The 18,372-nt window shown below is 36.1% G+C and carries 20 protein-coding genes and 1 pseudogene; 6 read left to right on the top strand and 15 right to left on the bottom strand.

The window, feature by feature from the left end; all coding sequences use genetic code 11:
- Positions 1 to 30: 30 nt before the first annotated feature.
- The 5 genes from CHI06_RS24475 to CHI06_RS24455 form a co-directional block, all read right to left on the bottom strand.
- Positions 31 to 696, bottom strand: a complete 666-nt coding sequence (locus CHI06_RS24475; RefSeq protein ID WP_095251169.1) for a GntR family transcriptional regulator — start codon at positions 694 to 696, stop codon at positions 31 to 33.
- Between the two features lie 105 nt (positions 697 to 801).
- Positions 802 to 1,410, bottom strand: coding sequence for a spore protease YyaC (gene yyaC, locus CHI06_RS24470; RefSeq protein ID WP_095251168.1), 609 nt, complete (start codon positions 1,408 to 1,410; stop codon positions 802 to 804).
- Between the two features lie 132 nt (positions 1,411 to 1,542).
- Entirely contained in the window at positions 1,543 to 1,725 is a 183-nt protein-coding gene (locus CHI06_RS24465; protein ID WP_095251167.1) for a hypothetical protein, read from the bottom strand.
- 114 nt (positions 1,726 to 1,839) lie between these two features.
- Positions 1,840 to 2,421, bottom strand: a complete 582-nt coding sequence (locus CHI06_RS24460; RefSeq protein WP_095251166.1) for a cysteine hydrolase family protein — start codon at positions 2,419 to 2,421, stop codon at positions 1,840 to 1,842.
- Between the two features lie 24 nt (positions 2,422 to 2,445).
- Positions 2,446 to 3,447 (bottom strand): DUF3231 family protein, encoded by a 1,002-nt coding sequence (locus tag CHI06_RS24455; protein WP_257009445.1) that lies wholly within the window; start codon positions 3,445 to 3,447, stop codon positions 2,446 to 2,448.
- A 278-nt stretch (positions 3,448 to 3,725) separates the two neighbouring features.
- Here CHI06_RS24455 and CHI06_RS24450 point away from each other — a divergent pair, with 278 nt between their 5' ends.
- Positions 3,726 to 3,962 carry an ABC transporter gene (locus CHI06_RS24450; RefSeq protein WP_095251165.1) on the top strand — a complete coding sequence of 79 codons (237 nt, stop codon included), beginning with the start codon at positions 3,726 to 3,728 and terminating at the stop codon, positions 3,960 to 3,962.
- Positions 3,963 to 4,286: 324 nt separating this feature from the next.
- Positions 4,287 to 4,754 (top strand): GreA/GreB family elongation factor, encoded by a 468-nt coding sequence (locus CHI06_RS24445; protein WP_095251164.1) that lies wholly within the window; start codon positions 4,287 to 4,289, stop codon positions 4,752 to 4,754.
- Between the two features lie 108 nt (positions 4,755 to 4,862).
- Here CHI06_RS24445 and CHI06_RS24440 read toward each other — a convergent pair whose 3' ends face one another.
- Together CHI06_RS24440 and CHI06_RS24435 are read right to left on the bottom strand one after the other, a co-directional pair.
- The gene (locus CHI06_RS24440) at positions 4,863 to 5,654 is read right to left on the bottom strand and encodes a DUF2935 domain-containing protein (RefSeq protein WP_095251163.1); all 792 of its coding nucleotides are present in this window, start codon (positions 5,652 to 5,654) and stop codon (positions 4,863 to 4,865) included.
- Positions 5,655 to 5,823: 169 nt separating this feature from the next.
- Positions 5,824 to 7,947, bottom strand: a complete 2,124-nt coding sequence (locus CHI06_RS24435) for a glycoside hydrolase family 3 protein (protein WP_095251162.1) — start codon at positions 7,945 to 7,947, stop codon at positions 5,824 to 5,826.
- Between the two features lie 191 nt (positions 7,948 to 8,138).
- Between CHI06_RS24435 and CHI06_RS24430 the strand changes: the two genes are divergently transcribed.
- A complete protein-coding gene (locus tag CHI06_RS24430) occupies positions 8,139 to 9,047 on the top strand; it encodes a helix-turn-helix domain-containing protein (RefSeq protein ID WP_095251161.1) in 909 nt (302 codons plus the stop codon).
- 50 nt (positions 9,048 to 9,097) lie between these two features.
- Here the strand turns inward: CHI06_RS24430 and CHI06_RS24425 are convergent, their stop codons facing one another.
- Entirely contained in the window at positions 9,098 to 10,258 is a 1,161-nt protein-coding gene (locus tag CHI06_RS24425; protein WP_095251160.1) for a DUF4317 domain-containing protein, read from the bottom strand.
- A gap of 200 nt (positions 10,259 to 10,458) precedes the next feature.
- On the opposite strand from CHI06_RS24425, the gene CHI06_RS24420 reads away from it, so the two are divergent.
- Complete coding sequence (locus tag CHI06_RS24420) at positions 10,459 to 10,920, top strand: CBS domain-containing protein (protein ID WP_095251159.1); 462 nt, start codon at positions 10,459 to 10,461, stop codon at positions 10,918 to 10,920.
- A gap of 57 nt (positions 10,921 to 10,977) precedes the next feature.
- Here CHI06_RS24420 and CHI06_RS24415 read toward each other — a convergent pair whose 3' ends face one another.
- Positions 10,978 to 12,435: a DHA2 family efflux MFS transporter permease subunit gene (locus tag CHI06_RS24415; RefSeq protein WP_095251158.1), complete on the bottom strand. Its 1,458-nt coding sequence runs from the start codon at positions 12,433 to 12,435 to the stop codon at positions 10,978 to 10,980.
- A 206-nt stretch (positions 12,436 to 12,641) separates the two neighbouring features.
- On the opposite strand from CHI06_RS24415, the gene CHI06_RS30990 reads away from it, so the two are divergent.
- Positions 12,642 to 12,947 carry a CarD family transcriptional regulator gene (locus tag CHI06_RS30990; RefSeq protein ID WP_306453845.1) on the top strand — a complete coding sequence of 102 codons (306 nt, stop codon included), beginning with the start codon at positions 12,642 to 12,644 and terminating at the stop codon, positions 12,945 to 12,947.
- 26 nt (positions 12,948 to 12,973) lie between these two features.
- Positions 12,974 to 13,144: a hypothetical protein gene (locus CHI06_RS31190; protein WP_373558170.1), complete on the top strand. Its 171-nt coding sequence runs from the start codon at positions 12,974 to 12,976 to the stop codon at positions 13,142 to 13,144.
- A 42-nt stretch (positions 13,145 to 13,186) separates the two neighbouring features.
- Here CHI06_RS31190 and CHI06_RS24405 read toward each other — a convergent pair whose 3' ends face one another.
- From CHI06_RS24405 to CHI06_RS30790, 6 genes and pseudogenes are all read right to left on the bottom strand, one after another.
- On the bottom strand, positions 13,187 to 13,639 hold the full coding sequence (locus CHI06_RS24405; RefSeq protein ID WP_095251157.1) for a MarR family winged helix-turn-helix transcriptional regulator: 453 nt from the start codon (positions 13,637 to 13,639) through the stop codon (positions 13,187 to 13,189).
- Between the two features lie 80 nt (positions 13,640 to 13,719).
- Positions 13,720 to 14,820 carry an MBL fold metallo-hydrolase gene (locus CHI06_RS24400; protein WP_095251156.1) on the bottom strand — a complete coding sequence of 367 codons (1,101 nt, stop codon included), beginning with the start codon at positions 14,818 to 14,820 and terminating at the stop codon, positions 13,720 to 13,722.
- A gap of 209 nt (positions 14,821 to 15,029) precedes the next feature.
- Positions 15,030 to 16,136 (bottom strand): D-TA family PLP-dependent enzyme, encoded by a 1,107-nt coding sequence (locus CHI06_RS24395; RefSeq protein ID WP_095251155.1) that lies wholly within the window; start codon positions 16,134 to 16,136, stop codon positions 15,030 to 15,032.
- 95 nt (positions 16,137 to 16,231) lie between these two features.
- The gene (locus CHI06_RS24390; RefSeq protein WP_095251154.1) at positions 16,232 to 16,762 is read right to left on the bottom strand and encodes a GNAT family N-acetyltransferase; all 531 of its coding nucleotides are present in this window, start codon (positions 16,760 to 16,762) and stop codon (positions 16,232 to 16,234) included.
- Positions 16,763 to 16,795: 33 nt separating this feature from the next.
- Positions 16,796 to 17,331, bottom strand: a pseudogene (locus tag CHI06_RS24385) (shikimate kinase).
- 189 nt (positions 17,332 to 17,520) lie between these two features.
- Entirely contained in the window at positions 17,521 to 18,264 is a 744-nt protein-coding gene (locus tag CHI06_RS30790) for a hypothetical protein (protein ID WP_257009444.1), read from the bottom strand.
- Positions 18,265 to 18,372: the final 108 nt, after the last annotated feature.

Below are 18,372 nucleotides of genomic sequence, written 5' to 3'. Positions count from 1 at the left end.
TCTTAGCTCTTTCTTTATTTGTTTATTCCCTTATCCCTTTTTAACAGATTCAATGTAAGCTTTTCTTGCATTTTCAATATGAATTTTTGTAAGAAATTCTGCCATTTCTGTTTCTTGATTTACAATGGCTTCCATAATTTTTATATGCTCTTCCATTGCTTGTTCTGCTCTTCCGGTTTTTTTATGGCCAAGCTTTGCAAATGCTTTTATATAATCCGATAATCCACTTAGAATCTCATATAGTTTAGTATTCTTTGCAGCACTGTATAACAGATGATTTATTTCAAAGTGTATATCTGCGTAATCTGATTCTCTCTTATCTTGCAAGGCAGCTTCCACTTTTTTAATACATTCAATAAATTTATTTTTTGTTACGTCGTCTAACTTCTGGACAGCTAATTTTGCTGCCAATACTTCTAGGGATGCAAGAATTGTAAATACCTCAATGATTTCTTTTTCCGAGATATCTGCAACAATTACACCTTTTCTAGGTACGGTTTTCACAAACCCTTGCGATTCTAAGCGAAATAATGCTTCACGAATAGGTGTCCGACTAATATTCAGTCTTTCTGCCAGCTCCCTTTCCACCAATCGATCGCCTGCTTTGAACTCTCCTTCTAAAATCAAATCTTTAATGTGGATATAAACCCTCTCACGAATCGAGATTAAATTATCCTCCGTCCAGTTACTTACCATATTTCCTCCCTCTTCCTACTCGGTATACTTAATACCAATTATAACATTTACTTGAAATATTTCCCTAGCAGGAAGATCTTCTGATAACACTTCTTACTAAAAAAATTAAGTTACTTGGTCATTTTGAAGGTTCCTAACCTCAAATGCAGCCCTGGTGATAATCTCTGTTACTATTTCCGCAAGAGTTTTAACGGTATACAAACGTGTGCTATTTAGTGACTGTACCGGTGAGATGGGGTCCAGATAATTGACGATTGCCTTCAAGTGGTAATTACCCACACTTGGTAATACGTTATTTACCGCATTTCCTGGGATAAAGGCTCCCTCTTTTATAAAAACGGACCCTATTTTCCCTTCATCACCTAAACAAGCGTCGATTCCAAAAATAAAAGGTTCTTCATATCTTTGATGGATATCCTTGATAACTTTCTTTATATTTAGTGCATGAACAGGCTGTTCTAATGTTCCATAGACTGGAAAAGGAATATTTTTTTCCTTCAGCATGGTCCCCACCAAGGGGCCAAGTGCATCACCTGTGGACCGATCTGTTCCAACACATAAAAAAACTATTTCTTTAGAAGTTTCGCAAAGCACTTCCTTAAGTAGGGTTGAAATTCTTTCAATTTCGGTTTCTTTTGTACCTTTTTGTAAGGAGATAACATTCGAACTTTCTATCCTGTCTTTATTTTTCCTTTTGAAAATAAATGACCACATCTTCATCCAACTCCTAAATTTTATTGGATAGAGTGTCGATATATATGATTCTAAAGTAATTTTAGCTCAAAAATAAAAATATTTCATATGAAAAATGTATTTTTACTAAGAATTATTTATTTTCCGAATTAATTAAAATAATTCCCTAAAATAATCCCTCAGTTCTTTTTCAGAGAGAATGATTTTGCCGTCTAAATTCAAGGTTTGTAGCACAAATTCTTTCACACCAATAAACTCTGATTCTGCGATAAGAAAGAAAATAGTTCCTTTCTTATGAATACCCCTGTAATTCTCTATTAATTTATACCTCTTCATTAAATTGTCCCTCAATCTGTATGATTGATAGTTATTTTACAGTCCGATACTAAATCACACAAGAAAAAGAGCAGTTGCACACTGCTCTTACTCCTCTTTTTATCATAAACGATTCTACGGATTAGGGTTTAGTTGCTGAATCTGCGCCAAAACCTCATTGGTATCAACAATCGTTGCAAACTCCTTATGTAAAGCTGCAATTTCATACTTATGTACATCCTCCGGAGTATGTGTAGTCCCATTATGGTCGGTAATTTCGAATGCAGCAGTTGCATCTTCTACAAGAAACGTTTCAAATCCTAAATTACCACTCATTCTTGTGGTCGTAGAAACACAGTGTTGTGTTGATAACCCTGTTATCATAACGGAAGTAATCAGTTTATCTCTTAAGTACGATTCTAATTCTGTCCCAATGAACGCACTATTAATATTCTTTTGAAAAACAACCTCTTGTGGTAAAGGTTTAATGATTTCTTTGAATTCAACACCTGTTCTATTTTGATAATTGAAAGGCGATTTAGGCAATAACGATAAATGCTGTGAATAAATGACCTCCCAGCCCCGTTTTCTCCACTCAGTTAAAAGCTTTAATATATCCTCTGCTTGCGGATTATTACGGTCCCCCCAAAAGGGGTCATCAAAACCTTTTTGAACATCTAAGACTAATAGAGCAGGTGGTGTTAATAATATCTTCATTTTGTACTCCTAAGCAAATGTATTTCATTTAGCAGCTTCAAATTGTGGAGGCTGCTCCATCCATTTTCTTTCAATCATTAAATTCATTCCATCTTCTCCAAAGGCCCCGGTTTTTGTTAGAAAATTAGCGTACATGGCAGAAATATCTCTACGCATGGTTGATGATAATCCTACTCCATATGCTGCAATGCCGAGATTTGAAAGGATTCCTATGATAAACAGCATAAATTGATCAGAAAATGGCGCAACAGTCGAATTGGTGACACCTTGATCCCATGTGATGGCAGCTGGCACTTCACTTTCTTCCATTACATCATAAATGGAGCTTACGATATGTTTGCATAAATTTTTTCCTCGAAGAAAATATTCACGAAGTTCCACGTCTTGAGTTACTTGTGAAAAACCGGTGCACAATTGCATTCCCATTTCATTCTGAAATGCATTAATCATTAAATGTGTGACTTCTATTCCTAATAATGACCGTCTTCGTCCGAACCAACCTGTCAAAAAGTTTTCTTTGTTAATAAAATCAATTTCATTTGGATAATTCATAAAAGGCATTCGCACATATATTCCTTTTTCCTGCATGACGCTAACGACATGATTATATAGCTGAGACACATCATCCATCAGGTTTTTATACAAAATTCGCATATCTTCTCGTGCTGAAATAGTTAAACCCAACGTATGGGATGCAACCCCAAATTTACTCATTTGCAGGACACACTGTATATAATAGATATCAGAAAAAAGTTTAGGAGCTTTATGGACAACATGTTTCTCTGCCTTAAAAGCTTCAGGAACAACAATTTTTTCCTTTACAAAAACCTGTTCTATTTCATTCATATGTTTTTCAGCCAACTGCTTGGTTTCTTCAAGCAGTTTGAGAATCTCAGGATCCGTACAAGTTTCCAAAAAGTGGGTCATCATACAAATTACTACGCTGACATTTATATTGGTTGCCCATAATGCTGATATCTCTGCACTAGTTAATTTAACAATCTCTACTTTATTTGTCTTCATCATTATTATCCCTCCATAAATCATAGAGTTTCCCAAATCAAAGTAAGATATTTAACATGAGTAAATCATGAAAGCCTAGTACTGTCCACCTGAGGTGGACAATGTCTACGGGCGGTGCCTGTCACCGTAATTTGACAGTGTCCACGGGCGGTGCCTGTCACCGTAATTGTCACCGTAATTCACACGCCTATTTTGTGCCCCTTTTCATGATTATTTAAAACACCCTGTCCATCCTTCGCATATTATAAACTTGAACATCCATAGTCAGGAGGTGAATTTCTATGAGTAATTGTCATTCTTCCTGTGGCATTTTGGGACTTTTCCTTGGGTTTTTAACAGGTGTAGTTTGGTTGCTGCTTTCCATTTTGAATGTCGTAACTGGCTTCTTTACTTTACTTGGTTTAGGCAGCCTAGGAACTATACTGAACATCCTTATTGCATTAATTGGCTTCCTAGTTTTTATTGTTTTTGGACTACTCATATTCAAAAAGGCCTGGCGCTGTTACTTTAAAAAGTAAAGCGCGGATTATTAAATAAATGACAGCCTCTATTTCAGAGGCTGTTTTTTCTTGATTGAATTCCATTGAAGTAAATTCTAAATAACAAATGATCGGTATTCATGATATTTCCGTAAATATATGTTAAAATAATACTAATATCTTCCATTCAGTAAAGGGGCTATAGTCCTCTTTATTGTACAGAAACAGCTACGCCAATATTAACGTTGGTCTATCTGCTTTCTTGTATGGAAGGTTTCATTTTTTTTATTTAGGAGGAATTAATAATGAAAAAATTAATGAAGTTATGCAAAAAGTTGAATCCAAGCCTGGGGGTTATCTACTATGAACCATAGTGCTTACCAAAGTAGAGACTACTTCGTTCAACAGTTAATTTATATTGATGAAAACATCAAGGAACTAACAAATCTTTATCTCTCATCAACCCCTATACAGGACCGATTAAAACATTTTTTTAATTTATATGTGTTAGAAGTTGAGGACTTATTAAAAGTAAATCAAAAAAATAATCATATTTCATTTTTCCCGAAGGTATTAATTGGGACAAAGGTCACGGTATTGTATGACGAGGATAACGAAACTGAGGATTATGTCATTTGCTACCCGGAGCAATCTGATCCGGATCGTGGTTATATTTCCTTCTTATCTCCAGTAGGCAGACAGCTTCTATTTAAAAATAACGGTGAAAAAATTTCGTTAAAAATTCCAACCGGGGAACTTTCGGTAACGATAAAAGAAATCTCGTTTGTTGGCCACCTTTTAGACCAAGATAAAATATCCAAAGAGGCTTGAGTGAATGCAGATGAAAGCGTTACCCAAAAAGGTAATAAAAGAAAACAACTTAAGAAAATAAACCAAACCTTCCACCCTTGTATGTGGGAGGTTTGGTTTTATAGTTTATTAAGCTCTACTTAGACTAGCCTCAAACATATCAATGATTTCTAGGAATCTCGAAGCTTCCCTAAATGTATGGTCAGCTAAGAGTGGGTGAATGTTGCTCTTAATCCGACATTCTTCTATTAAATCTCTTGCTGTTTTCTTGAAATCCCTTAATGAAGCAACGGATACTTTATTTTGGTTTAAAAATTGACCGAGTAATGGTTTGGTTTCAGATTGTGGTCGCATATAGTCTAAATCAACTGCCTGGAACAACAACTTATCAAAATCATTACTAAACTCTCTCGCCTGTTCAACTAACTTTCTTTCCGAAGGATCTAAAAGGTGCCCGATAAACTTTGCATGGTCAGCCATAATCTTTAAGAAAAATACATTTTCTTCAATAATTGAATCAGGTGTCGGGGCTAATATACCTTCATTTAATTCCTTTAACCGATTAGCAAAATATGCTGCTTCTCTGCTAATATGGTCAATTAATAAAGGGAAATTGTTATGCCTGATTTGACAGCGAAGTGTTAAATCCAATACCTTCCTTTTATAGCCATAAATTGATGCCGCTGCTTGATAAACCTCGGTATTAAAAGCTTGAACTTGACGTAAATCCGAATTTACCGTAAACCTAGATAGCTTCTCCTCAATTCTCTCGAATAAAGCCATAAACTGCTGGGCTTCCTCAATTAATTGTTTCTGTTCAAAGGTGAATCCAAGACTTAAAAATAAAGAATGTTCTTTCATAATCCTAGACCAAAATTTAATTTCGTCTAAAGACCGAGCAACAATGGGATTTGCTGCCATTTTGTCCCTCCTCTTAAATACACTTCCTTCCCATATATATGAAATGAATGTTAGTCCTAATTCCCTTTCTTTTTTATGGTAAAGTTTTCCTTTAATTTATCCCTAAGCAATCAGGCAAATAAAAAAGCTAAGGCAAGAAACCTTAGCTAAAATTTTTTAATTAATATTATTAATATGTTAAGCCATATCCAAGTTTATAAACATTACCATCACTATCTTTATAAGCATATGAAAGACCTTCAGGCATATATTTGTCCTTGTCATAGCCTGGTACATCATTTGGAGACATACAATTACCATTTTCATCAACCGCAATGACTTCATCACTTGCTGGCAATGTTAGCGGTAATACACCCACTGGTTGGAATTGGTCAGCGATTACCTCAAATTGTGGCTTAATGAATGTATCGTAACCAGCAATCAACGCATCTGCTAATGGTTCAACATTTCCAAGAATCCACGGCAATGTGAAATTCACACTGATGATAACTTTTCCTCCGCGAACATGGACACTGTCACAAACTTCCTTCAGATGATCCATACCCGTTAACGTAGTTTCTTGATAGGTTGTACCATCTAATGCTGTTAACGTTTTATTTTCGCATAATTCAAGTTCTAACAGACCTGGTGTTGCATTGAAATAAGCTCCAGACTTTGGATGAAGGAACAAAATAGCTACATCCGCTTCTTCATAATTATTGACCAGTGTAAATAGGCCAAGTTCTTCGCATTCCTGCCTTGCCTTTTCGGTATAAGAAGCAGCTCGTTCAGTTTCCTTGTGTAAAACTTCCACGTAAACCTTCTTCCCATTTACGTTTTCAGCTTTTAAAGGTAATGTCTGATTGGAATTCTTCAGAATCGTTACTGATTTTTTATGTGCTTCATAAGCAGCTTCCCAATGTGCGGGAGTACTAACCACTGAAGCAGCATAATCTGGTGAAACATACGTACGATCATCAAACAATCCTAAAGTAAACATTTCTGCAAGAAGTCTTACATTTGCTTCATTAATACGCTTTTCGCTAATCCAGCCATTTTCGATGGCCTTTTTAAGATTTTCAACATCATTTGAATCAGAAATAAGATCTGTCCCGGCATTAACGGCTTTGGCAAACCGTTCCGCCTCGCTTAAGTGTTCAACGCCCCAGCTCATTTTACTTGTGACACCACTATCGCTATTTATATAGCCTTTGAACCCTAGTTTTTCTCTGAGAATATGCTGTAAGAAATAATGATTAAAAGTAAAGCCAACTTCTTCAAAAGGAATATCTTGCCCTTCGAATTCTTGCACCACACTTTTCTTGATACTAGGGATTGAATAATATGGCATAAAGGATGAAGTGCCATGTTCTACTGCTGCCCGAAACGGTGGCAGATGATACTGCTCTAAGCTTCCAGGAGTTGGATATAGATTCCATTTACCCTCTTCATAATGGGGATCAAATCCATTTTCCCTTGCTCCTCCGCCAGGAAAATGCTTGGTTGTCATAGCAATACTATGTTTTCCTAATTCCTCTCCTTGGAATCCGTCAATGAGGCGGCCGATTGCATCCGAAATAAATTCCGTGTCCTCACCAAACGTACCATATATCCGCTGCCATCTAGGATCTGTGACAGTATCAGCCATATACATATATCCCTTGCGTAAGCCCGTTGCATCCCACTCATCGTGCGCTATTTGGGCAAATTGGCTAATAAGTGATGCGTCACCGCCGTTTTTCATATCTCCCTTAGCCGCTGCAGCAAGACCTAACGTTCCTGGCCAGGTCGAAAAAATACCAGATGCATCATTCATGCCAAACACAGCTTCCGCATGTTCGTTTCTTGAATTAGATGCGATTAAACAAGGAATACCTAGACGCGTTCCCTCACATAATTCATTCATTTTATTAACCCACTCAGCCATTTGAGAGGGACTCCAATTGTCTCTTAGGATAAAGTGGCGTAAATGCATGTTTTCAATGGTATGCGTTGTTCCATATACTTTAGAAAGCGCAAAAATAGTTTCACCCTTTTCAATAATCGCTTCATCAAGCACACCATCATGGCTTGTCTTGCTCTTATCTTTTTGAGAGAGCCCCATCGGACGGCTATTAATCAGCATCATGCCGACTTTTTCATCGATATTCATCAATGAGACTAGATTCTCCGCACGTTCTTTTGGACTCAAACGCCAATCTTTGTAAGGCTCTAGTTTCCCACTATTATTCAAGTCTTTAAATTTCAATCCATCTATTTCAATGATTTTTTTGACCCTGACTTCTAATTCAGGTTGTTTGTGGCTATTTTCCACTTTAACCCCTCCTATACTTGATCCATGACTATTGATTCAACAAAAAATTCCCTCTTAGTAGGGTGCTCAATTTTGGATTTATCATTATTTCAATTTCCTTAACAATGTTATAATAACAACAAAAAGTGATAAAAAAATATCATTTATTGCTAAAAATATTGTAATTGTTGCTTTATGAGAGGGAGACAGAAATGAAACAGTCGATACATATCCCAGTAGTCAATCAGTCTTTTGAAATTCATGATTTTAGCCATAAAAATCAATCCTATAATTTGCTCAAAAAATATAACGAATCAGCAGAAAGATTTTATCAATTGGATCCTTTATTTCGCTTACACACTCACGATTGTTTGGAGATTCTAGTATTTTTAGGAGGTGAGTGTGATTTTTTTTGTGAAGGAAAGACCTACACTCTAAAGAGAGGGGATATAGTGGTGGTGCCTCCTAATGCGGTTCATCAGGCAATAGTTAAGAATATTGATCACTATGAACGCATCATCATCAACATTAATAATCGTTTAATGGCAGATTTTGTAACAGTTTCCCCGTCTATGAATGAGAATATTGTTTTTCAAAAGACCCAAGGTTCTTATGTGTTACATTTGAATTCAGTGAACTTTCAAGATATCATATCTTTACTTCATGAAATAACTCATAGAATAAAAAATGGTGAAGAAAACTTTTCCTTCACCTTACAATATCTATTATTTCAAGTGCTTCAGGTCATATTTAATCCTGCGAGTAGTTTACCAAACCTAAGTAACAAGGAAGAACACGACGAAAGGCTCGTGTCGATACTGGAATACATTGAATCACATTTAACAGAACACGATCTAAGTTTAGACAAGGTTTCGAGCTATTTTCATTTAAATAAATACTATTTTTCTCATTATTTTAAAAAACACATGAACCTTCCGTTTTACCGGTATGTATCATTAAAACGGTTATCATTTGCGGTAACGATGATCAAACAAAAGCAGATCCCGATAGAGAAAATTGCCTTAAAATGCGGTTTTCCTGACTATTCAAGTTTTTATAGGCTCTTCAAAAAAGAATACAATCTTTCTCCTAAAAATTTGCAAAAGGATTATAAAAATTAGAAAAGGTCAATCCTCCAATGCGTTAAAGCATGGGGGACTGACCTACTACATTAGTGTATTTCTGATTCTAGCCTGAATCCTTCAACGACAACATCATCATCGATTTCCAACAATAAACAACGTTTTCCTTGGAACATAATATATTTTACATGCTTCAAATCCATCGGACTGAGTGATAAATTTGCAACCTTTGTTTCAATTTTTACCGATTTAGGAACTAAATTGCTCGCTTTTAGCTCATGTTTTTCATCATCTACGATTGCTTTGAATGCATGTTCCACTTTAGCAGTATCTACATTTTCAACGCCGCTAACCGTTAAAATCCGTTCGATATCCCGAGAATCCAACTTAGGTGCTTCACTTTCTTCATTTTCTTTACTCTCCTGGACCACCCTGTCAATTTCCTCATAGACGTTAGAAATAACCTGGGAATCTACTGTATCACCGATGACTTTATTCAGAATTAGTTCAAAACTATCCTTTTCCTCTAAAGCGGTTATGATTTCTTCGCAATTGAGTACCTGCTCAATAAATGTCTCATCTGGTTGATTCGCTTTTCCTGCACAATATAGGATATGGTTCACATCAGCAGCATTGTCATTGAAAGCAGGGAACAAAAATCCTGACAATGGTTGTGCTAAATTAATAATCGGATCAAAGGCGTTATTGGATCTAAATTCTCTTTCAATATAATCAAAAACCAGTGCTTTTTTCGGCTGATCGGTTTTATTGAGACTGCAGAGGATGAACTCGTTTGAATACACTTCATCATTCCCGCCTTCTTCTGATTCTAGGTCACGTTTTTTCGTCGCTTTTCGGTATTCTCCCCGGATAAACGTCACCACTGTATCAAATTCATAAACCGTATGAGCAAACATTTTCCCAACGATTTGGTGCATATAATCAATCCAATCATCGGTGGTATCAGTCTTCAAACCATCAAAGAGGATCATTTGGGTGCTATCTTCCACATCCCGATGAAATTTCAGCTCAAAAAGTTTGGCATCGAGAGCCCCTGTCATAACCTTTTTGAAATTCATTAAAAATAATTCTTGTGACTCCTGATCTACCATTTCAAACGGTGAAATGACTGAGTGGTAAATCTCACCGGACTCTTTCTGAACATAAACATTTAAGATTTCTCGAATTTTCATAAGATCATTGTTTAATTTAAATTGCTTTCGGATATTAGCTATGTCTTTTGCATTCATTTTATCTCAACTCCCATCCTTCGATTATACTGTTCAAAAAGAAAAATAGGAATACTTGACAATTCCCCCTCCATATCTGTACTGCACCCTTAGGACTCAAATTCGACATATTTTTTTATTAGAGAACACAGTTTTATTTGTGTTAAGCTATTGTTAAATATAGAATGTATGCGATTGCAACATGAAAAGAGGGACATATAATGCAGGTAAGAGATTTCATGATTACAAAAGTTTTTACTGTTAAACCTTCGAATACTGTCAAGGAATTGCTGGATATACTCAATTCAAATCGAATTGGTGGTGTACCTGTTGTTGATGATAAAGATCATTTGGTAGGAATGATATCTGATGGAGATGTATTACGCTACCTTGCTCCAAAACCTCTGGGTATCGCTGGTCTTGCAGGTCTTGTTTATATAATAGAGGAGGAAGAACTCGAAGATGTTATACAAGAAAAATTGGACACACCTGTAAAAGATATTATGACCAAAAGAAATCTTCTCTACGTATCACCTGATGAAGCGTTTGATAAGGCAGTCCGTTTATTATCGCAGCATCATTTCAAAAAACTCCCTGTTGTAAATGGAGCGGGCCGGGTCATCGGTTTGCTAAGCAGAGGAGACATTATCCATAATATTTCAAAAAAGATAATCTCATCATAAAAAAGAAACCATTCGAAAAGTAAACTGAATGGTTTTTTGATTAGATTTCTTTTAAATTTACAAACTGCGTACTGGTTCTGTTGTTTTCACAGCTGCTGCAGATTTTTCCGTTACTACGCTTGGTTTTTTCACAAAGAAAGAAACTATTAATCCAACTACTGAAATCCCTGTAATAAAGTAGAAAGCATATTTAATTCCAGCAGCTAATATTTCAGGCTGAGTTGCATTGGGAAAATCCATTACATAACTATTTTGACCACTTGTAAATACCGTGATTGCAATTGCAGTACCAGCTGCCCCAGCTACTTGATTCAATGTATTCATTGCTGCTGATCCATCACCATATAACTCACGTGGTAATTGATTCATTGCATTTGTTTGGGCTGGCATCATGACCATCGTTAACCCAAAGAATAAAATCATAAACGCTACTACAATTTGCCATACAGGAGTTTGGCTTGAAATAGTGGAAAGAAAAATGATATTCCCAATCAAGACAAATATGAAGCCAATAATGGTGAAACGACGCGCACCGATTTTATCAAATAGAGCCCCTACAATTGGTGAAAGAATAAAGTTGACTGCATTACCAGGAAGTAATAATAATCCAGCCATCGCAGCACTTAATAATAAAGCACCTTTTAAATATAATGGTAGTAAAATACCTGTTGATAAAATAATTAAAATACCAAGAAACATCGTTAAGGTTCCTAATGTGAACATTGGATAATTAAAGACACGTAAATTAACCATAGGCTGAGCCATATTATTTTGACGAATACCAAATGATAGTAGTGCGATAATACCTATTAGTAAAGGTGCCCATACTTTAGGAGATGAAATAGCTACTTCAGCCATCGTACTCAAGGCAAAAATTAATCCACCAAAACCAATTGTTGATAAAAGAATGGAAGAAACATCGATTTTAGGTTTTGTAATTTCCGAAACATTCTCAATTTTAACTGTTGCAACCAAGATCAGTAAAACATAAGCAATGGCACTAAACCAGAAAATATATGGCCAGCTTAATGTACTAATAATGACTCCTGAAAGTGTTGGTCCTAAGGCTGGAGCTAATGTAATAACAAGCCCCATAAGCCCCATTACCACTCCACGCTTCTGAATTGGGAAAATAAGCAGCATCACACTCAACATAACCGGTAATAAAAGACCGGTTCCAATTGCTTGTACGACACGACCAAGTAATAAAATACTAAAACTGATATTTAACGCTGCTAAAATTGCACCAAACAACGAAATAACAAGTCCCCCGATGACTAATTGTCTTGTCGTAAACCATTTCATTAATAGTGCTGAGATTGGCACTAAAATTGCTAATACTAATAAATACCCTGTTGTCAGCCACTGTGCAGTCGCAGCTGGAACTGAAAATTGTTCCATAATATTTGATAATGCCATGTTCAATGCTGTTTCACCGAATAATCCTGCAAAGGCACCTAACATTAAAATAAATGCCATTGTTTTTGGATTTTTAACTTGAATTTGTGTACTCATAACAATCTCCTTTTATATTAATCTATGTGCTGAAATGATAGTCGTAATTTCAATTATCAGCCATTATCCAATCTCCGTTGTACACCCCCACTTACGAACGAACCAGCTAAATATATCAAATTTTCTTTCTCGATGTCAACCAAGTTGACAAAATATTTATTTCACGTTATTATAAACTTAGTTGACAATTTTTTAGGAGTGAACAAATGTATAATATTGGAGATTTGGTTATCTATTCCGCTCATGGCATATGTAAAATTAGTGATATTTGCGAGAAAAACGTTTCGGGGATTACGAGAAGCTATTATGTTTTACATCCCATGGATAATAAACATCATTTAACCATTAGTATTCCTATTGATAATGATAGAGTAGCCATGCTTGATCTGCTCAATAAAGATGAAGCCCATGAAATACTTGAATCCTTTAAATATCCAGGAATAGAATGGAACGACAAACCTAACCTTCGTCTAAATTTATATTCCGATTTTATTAGCATGGTGAAAGAATAGAGATTGCTAAACTAATAAATACATTGATGAGGAAAAAAATCGATGTTGAACTCCATGATAGGAAGCTTAATGAACAAGACCGTAAACTCTTAATTAATACACAAAATATATTATTTAAAGAATTAGCTATTTCACTAAACTGTTCATACGAAGATATAAATGAGATGATTATTAGATTAATTAAGGGAATTAACTAAAAAAACCCACGCTATGCTACACAAAGCGTGGGTTTTAGATTATTAAATATTCCAATCTAGCTTTAATATTTCTTTCAGTATACTTACTTGCTCAGTACCTATTTTTTCAGCAATTTTATTCTCAAGCTGAGCCTTCAGGGCCTCGTTTTTTTCGTAGCATTCCTCACCTAATGCTGTTAATTGGATACACTTTTCTTTCTTATTGTTTTCAACATTTTCAACTTGTACTAACCCTTTTTCAGAAAGTTTATTGATAAACTTATGTATCGCCTGACGAGAGATTTCTACATTTTTTGTAATATACGAAATGTTCGGCTTTCTTTTATAAATCCTTGCCATGATATACCATTCTGAATTTGAAATATGGATCTCACTTTGATTATTCCATGACGTTTCTGAAATTTTCCGAACTAAACTATGCCGTTCACTTAATAAGTCAATCAGATCTAAATGTTGTAATTCAGAGTTTGAAATCAAATGTTTCACTCCAATCATATTCTACACCACCTACTATACAAATTCCGAAATAGGATGTCAATTTGGTTGACATCCTAACCCTTTACCTCAAGTGAGTTTTAAGCTTTGTGGTATTTCCACCAAGTATTAGATGCTGGCAGACTACCATCCAGAACAAGCGTTTCTCCAATTCTTGGTGTGATAAGAATAACTTCTTTTTCTTTTGCTGCACATATTGCACGTTCTACTGGATCTGTCCAGCTATGATACGCCAATGTAAATGCACCCCAATGAATCAGCATCATGTTTTTGCCTTTAATATCAAGATGAGCTTGAACAGATTCCTCTGGCCTCATATGTATAGCTGACCACCGCTCATCATATTGACCACCTTCTATTAAAGTAAGATCAAATGGTCCATATTTTTCACCAATTTTTTTAAAGTGAGGTCCATATCCGCCATCTCCACTGGTATAGATACTCTGATTTTCCCCAAGAATCACCCAGCCATTCCATAGTGTTGTATCTCGATTCAATACTCCCCTGCCGGAAAAATGCTGCGAAGGTACGGAAGCAATCGTTACACCTTGCCATTCAAGTTCATCCCACCAATTACATTCAGTGATTCTATCTTTATCTACTCCCCACTTGATTAGGTGAGCTCCTACACCAAGCGGAACAAAGAAGGTACCCACTTTATTCTTAAGTCTCATAATAGATGGATAGTCTAAATGATCATAATGGTCATGTGTTATCAAAACCGCGTCGATATGAGGAAGCTCCTCAATAATATACAATAAATCTTCACTGTAGCGTTTGCTTCCAATAAACGAAACCGGTGATGGCGATGGACCAAACATCGGGTCGATTAAAATCTTTTTACTCTCTATACTAATTAGGAAAGTTGAATGACCAAACCAAGTTAAACTTTCTTGATCACTTTTTATTTTTTTCCAATCAAGAGAAATTGGAATTGGATTAGAGGGTTTTCGGTCCTTTCTTCCTGTCATTGAGTCTTTCATTAACGAAAGAATGGTAGAAATGCTCATCTTCATATCCGTAGGGCTTTGATTGATAAACTTTCCATTCTTATAATGACTACAAAGACGGTACCTCTCTCGGTCCATTTTACTTGGGATTCCTCCAAACACTGGGTGCATGGTTACAAAGAGTGTAATGCCAATCACTATTGCACCAAAAAAAACAAGTAGATAAATCATAATTATTATTTTCCCCCTAAAAAAAAGACCGCTTTATTAAGAAATTGGATTTACCCCTATCTCTATCATATCTAACACGAAGTCATGTTTCAATTTAGACTTTTATAGCAATAAGAAGTTTACTCAACAGTAAAATAATAAACCTCCATCCACTCAAGGAAGGAGGTCTCTATTTCAACTCTTCTATTCTTAACCAGTCAACGTTCCTTTTACTTTACCATCCCACGTGCATCCACTTTCCACACATCTAGTACTTTTCCATTTTCATGAACCACATATTCATTAAACTGATTGACTACTGTGCAGGCATGGTTTGGTATGATTTGTACTTTATCATTTAACTTTAAGTTTGTTTCATTTAATAAAACCCCTACGCCATGCTCTTCTGATAATCGGTCGATGAGGACTTCAGGGTGTCCGATTATATGTCCGAACCCGCTGACTGTTTGATTTCCGTGAGCACCCTTGTCTAAACAAAGAGACTTACTGCCTGTATCTATTATAATGCGATTTTTATAGATACCTACTACAGAGGCAAGCAGTGTTAGAGCACAATTCTCAATGCTTGTTACACCTAATCCAGCTTGGATGGCATCGAAAAACACGGCATTACCAGGTCTAATTTCGGTTACTCCAGGTACTTTGCCTGAAATTTTATATGTTGGGGTGGAACCGACACTGCGAATTGGAATTTGGATTCCAGCCTTTTCACACTCATTTGCACTATCCACCACTGAAAACCCTTCCTGATTTCCAATTGCTTCGATTTCATCATATGATTTTGCTGCATAAGAATGTCCGGCATGGGTAAATATCCCGCACAGCTTTAGCTTAGAATGAGACATAATAGCTTTTGCTAATTGGACTGCTTCCTGACCCGGTTCAACACCACAACGATAGAGCCCAGAATTTACTTTAATCCAAACCTCTAAAGTATAAGGCGTATGTTCTAGTCCTTTTTGCAGATATCCTAACGATTCCGTATTGTCTACGGACACCTTTAGTTGAACTCCTTTTTGTAAAAGCTTTATTACTTTATTAATTTTGTCTGGGCTTGAAATCGGATAGGCAATTAATATATCCTTAATCCCGCCTGCAGCCATTACTTCGGCTTCACTAATTTTAGCCGTTGTTACTCCAACAGCTCCAGCTTCTGTCTGCAGCTGTGCTATTTTCACAGATTTGTGTGTTTTGATATGTGGCCGATAAGAGACACCCTGTTCTTTTGCAAAGTCAGCGATGTCACTTATGTTCTTTAACAGCTTTTGGTGGTCCAGCAACAAGGTTGGAGTGTCTAGTATTCTAAGTATCGTCATTTTACGCATCCTCTTCTTTTATAGAAAAATGATTGATTAAAAAAAAGATTCATTCCATAATTAAGAATTGCAGCCGTTACGATTAAGACTATTAGCTAGTTCTCTTCTAGGTACTTCTCCATACGGATATCGAACCACATTTTATCAGCCCAATAGGTGAAATTTCCGATTCGGCCGATTTCCTTGTAGCCTAGCTTCTCATACAGATTTCGAGCCTGTGTATTAAATTCAAACACGCCCAATTCTACACGATTTAACCCATCCTTCTTAATCTCCTCTTCTAAGAAATGGATAGCGTGGTACCCGATCCCTTTCCCTCGTCCTTCCGGTTCTCCAATGGTAATGCCTATCCAGGCAGTTCCTTCCTCTTTCTTGTAGAGATGGTTCGGATCAACCATATAGTTCATTTCACCAATCAATAGGTCATCAAGATAAATCAGATATGTGTGATGGTGATCCAGTCTTTTTTTTAAGTCATCCAGGGTCATGGTGTCACGGCGTTCTAACGCAGCCCTGTTTTGGTTAGGTCGTGTTAGCGGGATTAATTCGGGATCGTTATCCCATCGATTAAAAACCTCTACAAGCGTTTGGTCAGGGTTTGTTAATTTGATGAATTTAGTCTCCATAATGTTCTCCTCTTCTTAAAACTTACCAGATATTTATAACTGAAATTTGTCTTTAATGACTTTCGCTACTTCTTCGGCACTCATTCCTCTTTGGTAATTTCTCCCTCTAAGGAATTTAATCTGTATTTTTCCAATGACTTCTTTAGATTATTTTCAGACCATTCAATATTTCTTTTTGTAGGTTTATGCTCAAGTCGATGTGGACTTTTATTTCGCTCAAGTCTTTCATTCAGGTCAGCCTCAAGTTCGACGAAGTAAACAGTACCGCCTCTTGACTCAAAAATCTTACAGACTTCATTGACATAGTTCCAATCAGATGGATGGTTAAACGCCCAGACATAGGTAAAAATCAAGCCTTCCAAATCGCTTTTTGCTGCGGTTTCAAATATTTCCTTCCGAAATAAGCTGACTAATCTTTGTCCTTCTTTCGTACCGAAGTCAAAAATGGGGGTAACCATTTCAATCGTCATGTGATTATGAAAAAGCTTCAATCCAGTTATTTTAGCTAATTCCTGCCCAACTGTCATTTTCCCAACAGCCTGCGGACCAAATATCAAAACAAATTTCATATATCCTCCTAAAAAAATTCAATATTACTATAATGATATTAAATTCTCTCTCTATAATACAATTCCTTCTTTTTTGATTATACAGGACTTCCATCTGTTTTTTTACATAAAAAAAGGCGCTAACCCAATGGATTTGCCCCTGATGTTGGATATTGTTTACAAACGGTGTTCACTTTGAACCATTCAATTTTAAAACATCTCATTAATTTCCCAAGATTCAACAGTTAAATATGCGGTCTGCGGATCCATACCATTACCCATTAAATAGGTTATTGCAGCCACTTCCTGTAATGCATGTGCAAATGACGTATGTTTGGCTTCATGCAATCCATATTTTACAAAAGGAGCAATACTATTTAACACATGTGTTTTCATATGAGGGTATAAAGGTTTTATATCTTCCTGTAATTGCTCTGTTATTTGACGGCACAGTTTATCTAATTCCTCTAAGCTTTCATTGTCAACAAGGATAGATAACTTTGGTTTCATACTGTTCCAATTTGAATAAAGGTTATGACTCCATTCCAACAATTCTTCTCGGTATTGTTCTCGTTCCTCCATAGCGATATTTCGTTCAGATTCAAGCTCACTCTCCTCTTGAAGAGCATCTGTTTCTAAACATTCTTCAGGTATTTGCTCTTCCCATTCCAAACGAAGGTCAGTTTCCATTTCTATCTCGTCTTGATACGCATTGGATTCACGGTAAAACAAACCTAATTGTTCATATAAATTTTTAGCTGTTTCATAATCATCGAGGTCCGCGTTTATGCTTCCCTGTAATTTGGCTTTTAATTGGCGGCAGGAGTCTTCCCAATCCTTAAAGCTTTCGTGATTAAAAAGTTCTGGATTCCTTTGATTCATACTCTCCCAATTTAACTCAGCGATTTTACACCATTCCAACAAAGCATCATGGTTTTGTTTTGGCTCATTCATTTTGATACAATCCCCCACCCTGTTTGTTTTTTATCATCCTACAAATGAAATAGAAATATCTCACACCTTTGAATAACCACAATCTCATACTATGTACCGCGTTTGTCC

The organism is Bacillus sp. 7884-1 (genome assembly GCF_002272245.1).
In the GTDB taxonomy this organism is placed as follows: Bacteria; Bacillota; Bacilli; order Bacillales; family Cytobacillaceae; genus Neobacillus.
The sequence above is the reverse complement of the archived record's forward strand: the minus strand, read 5'-3'. Positions and strand labels throughout refer to the sequence as shown.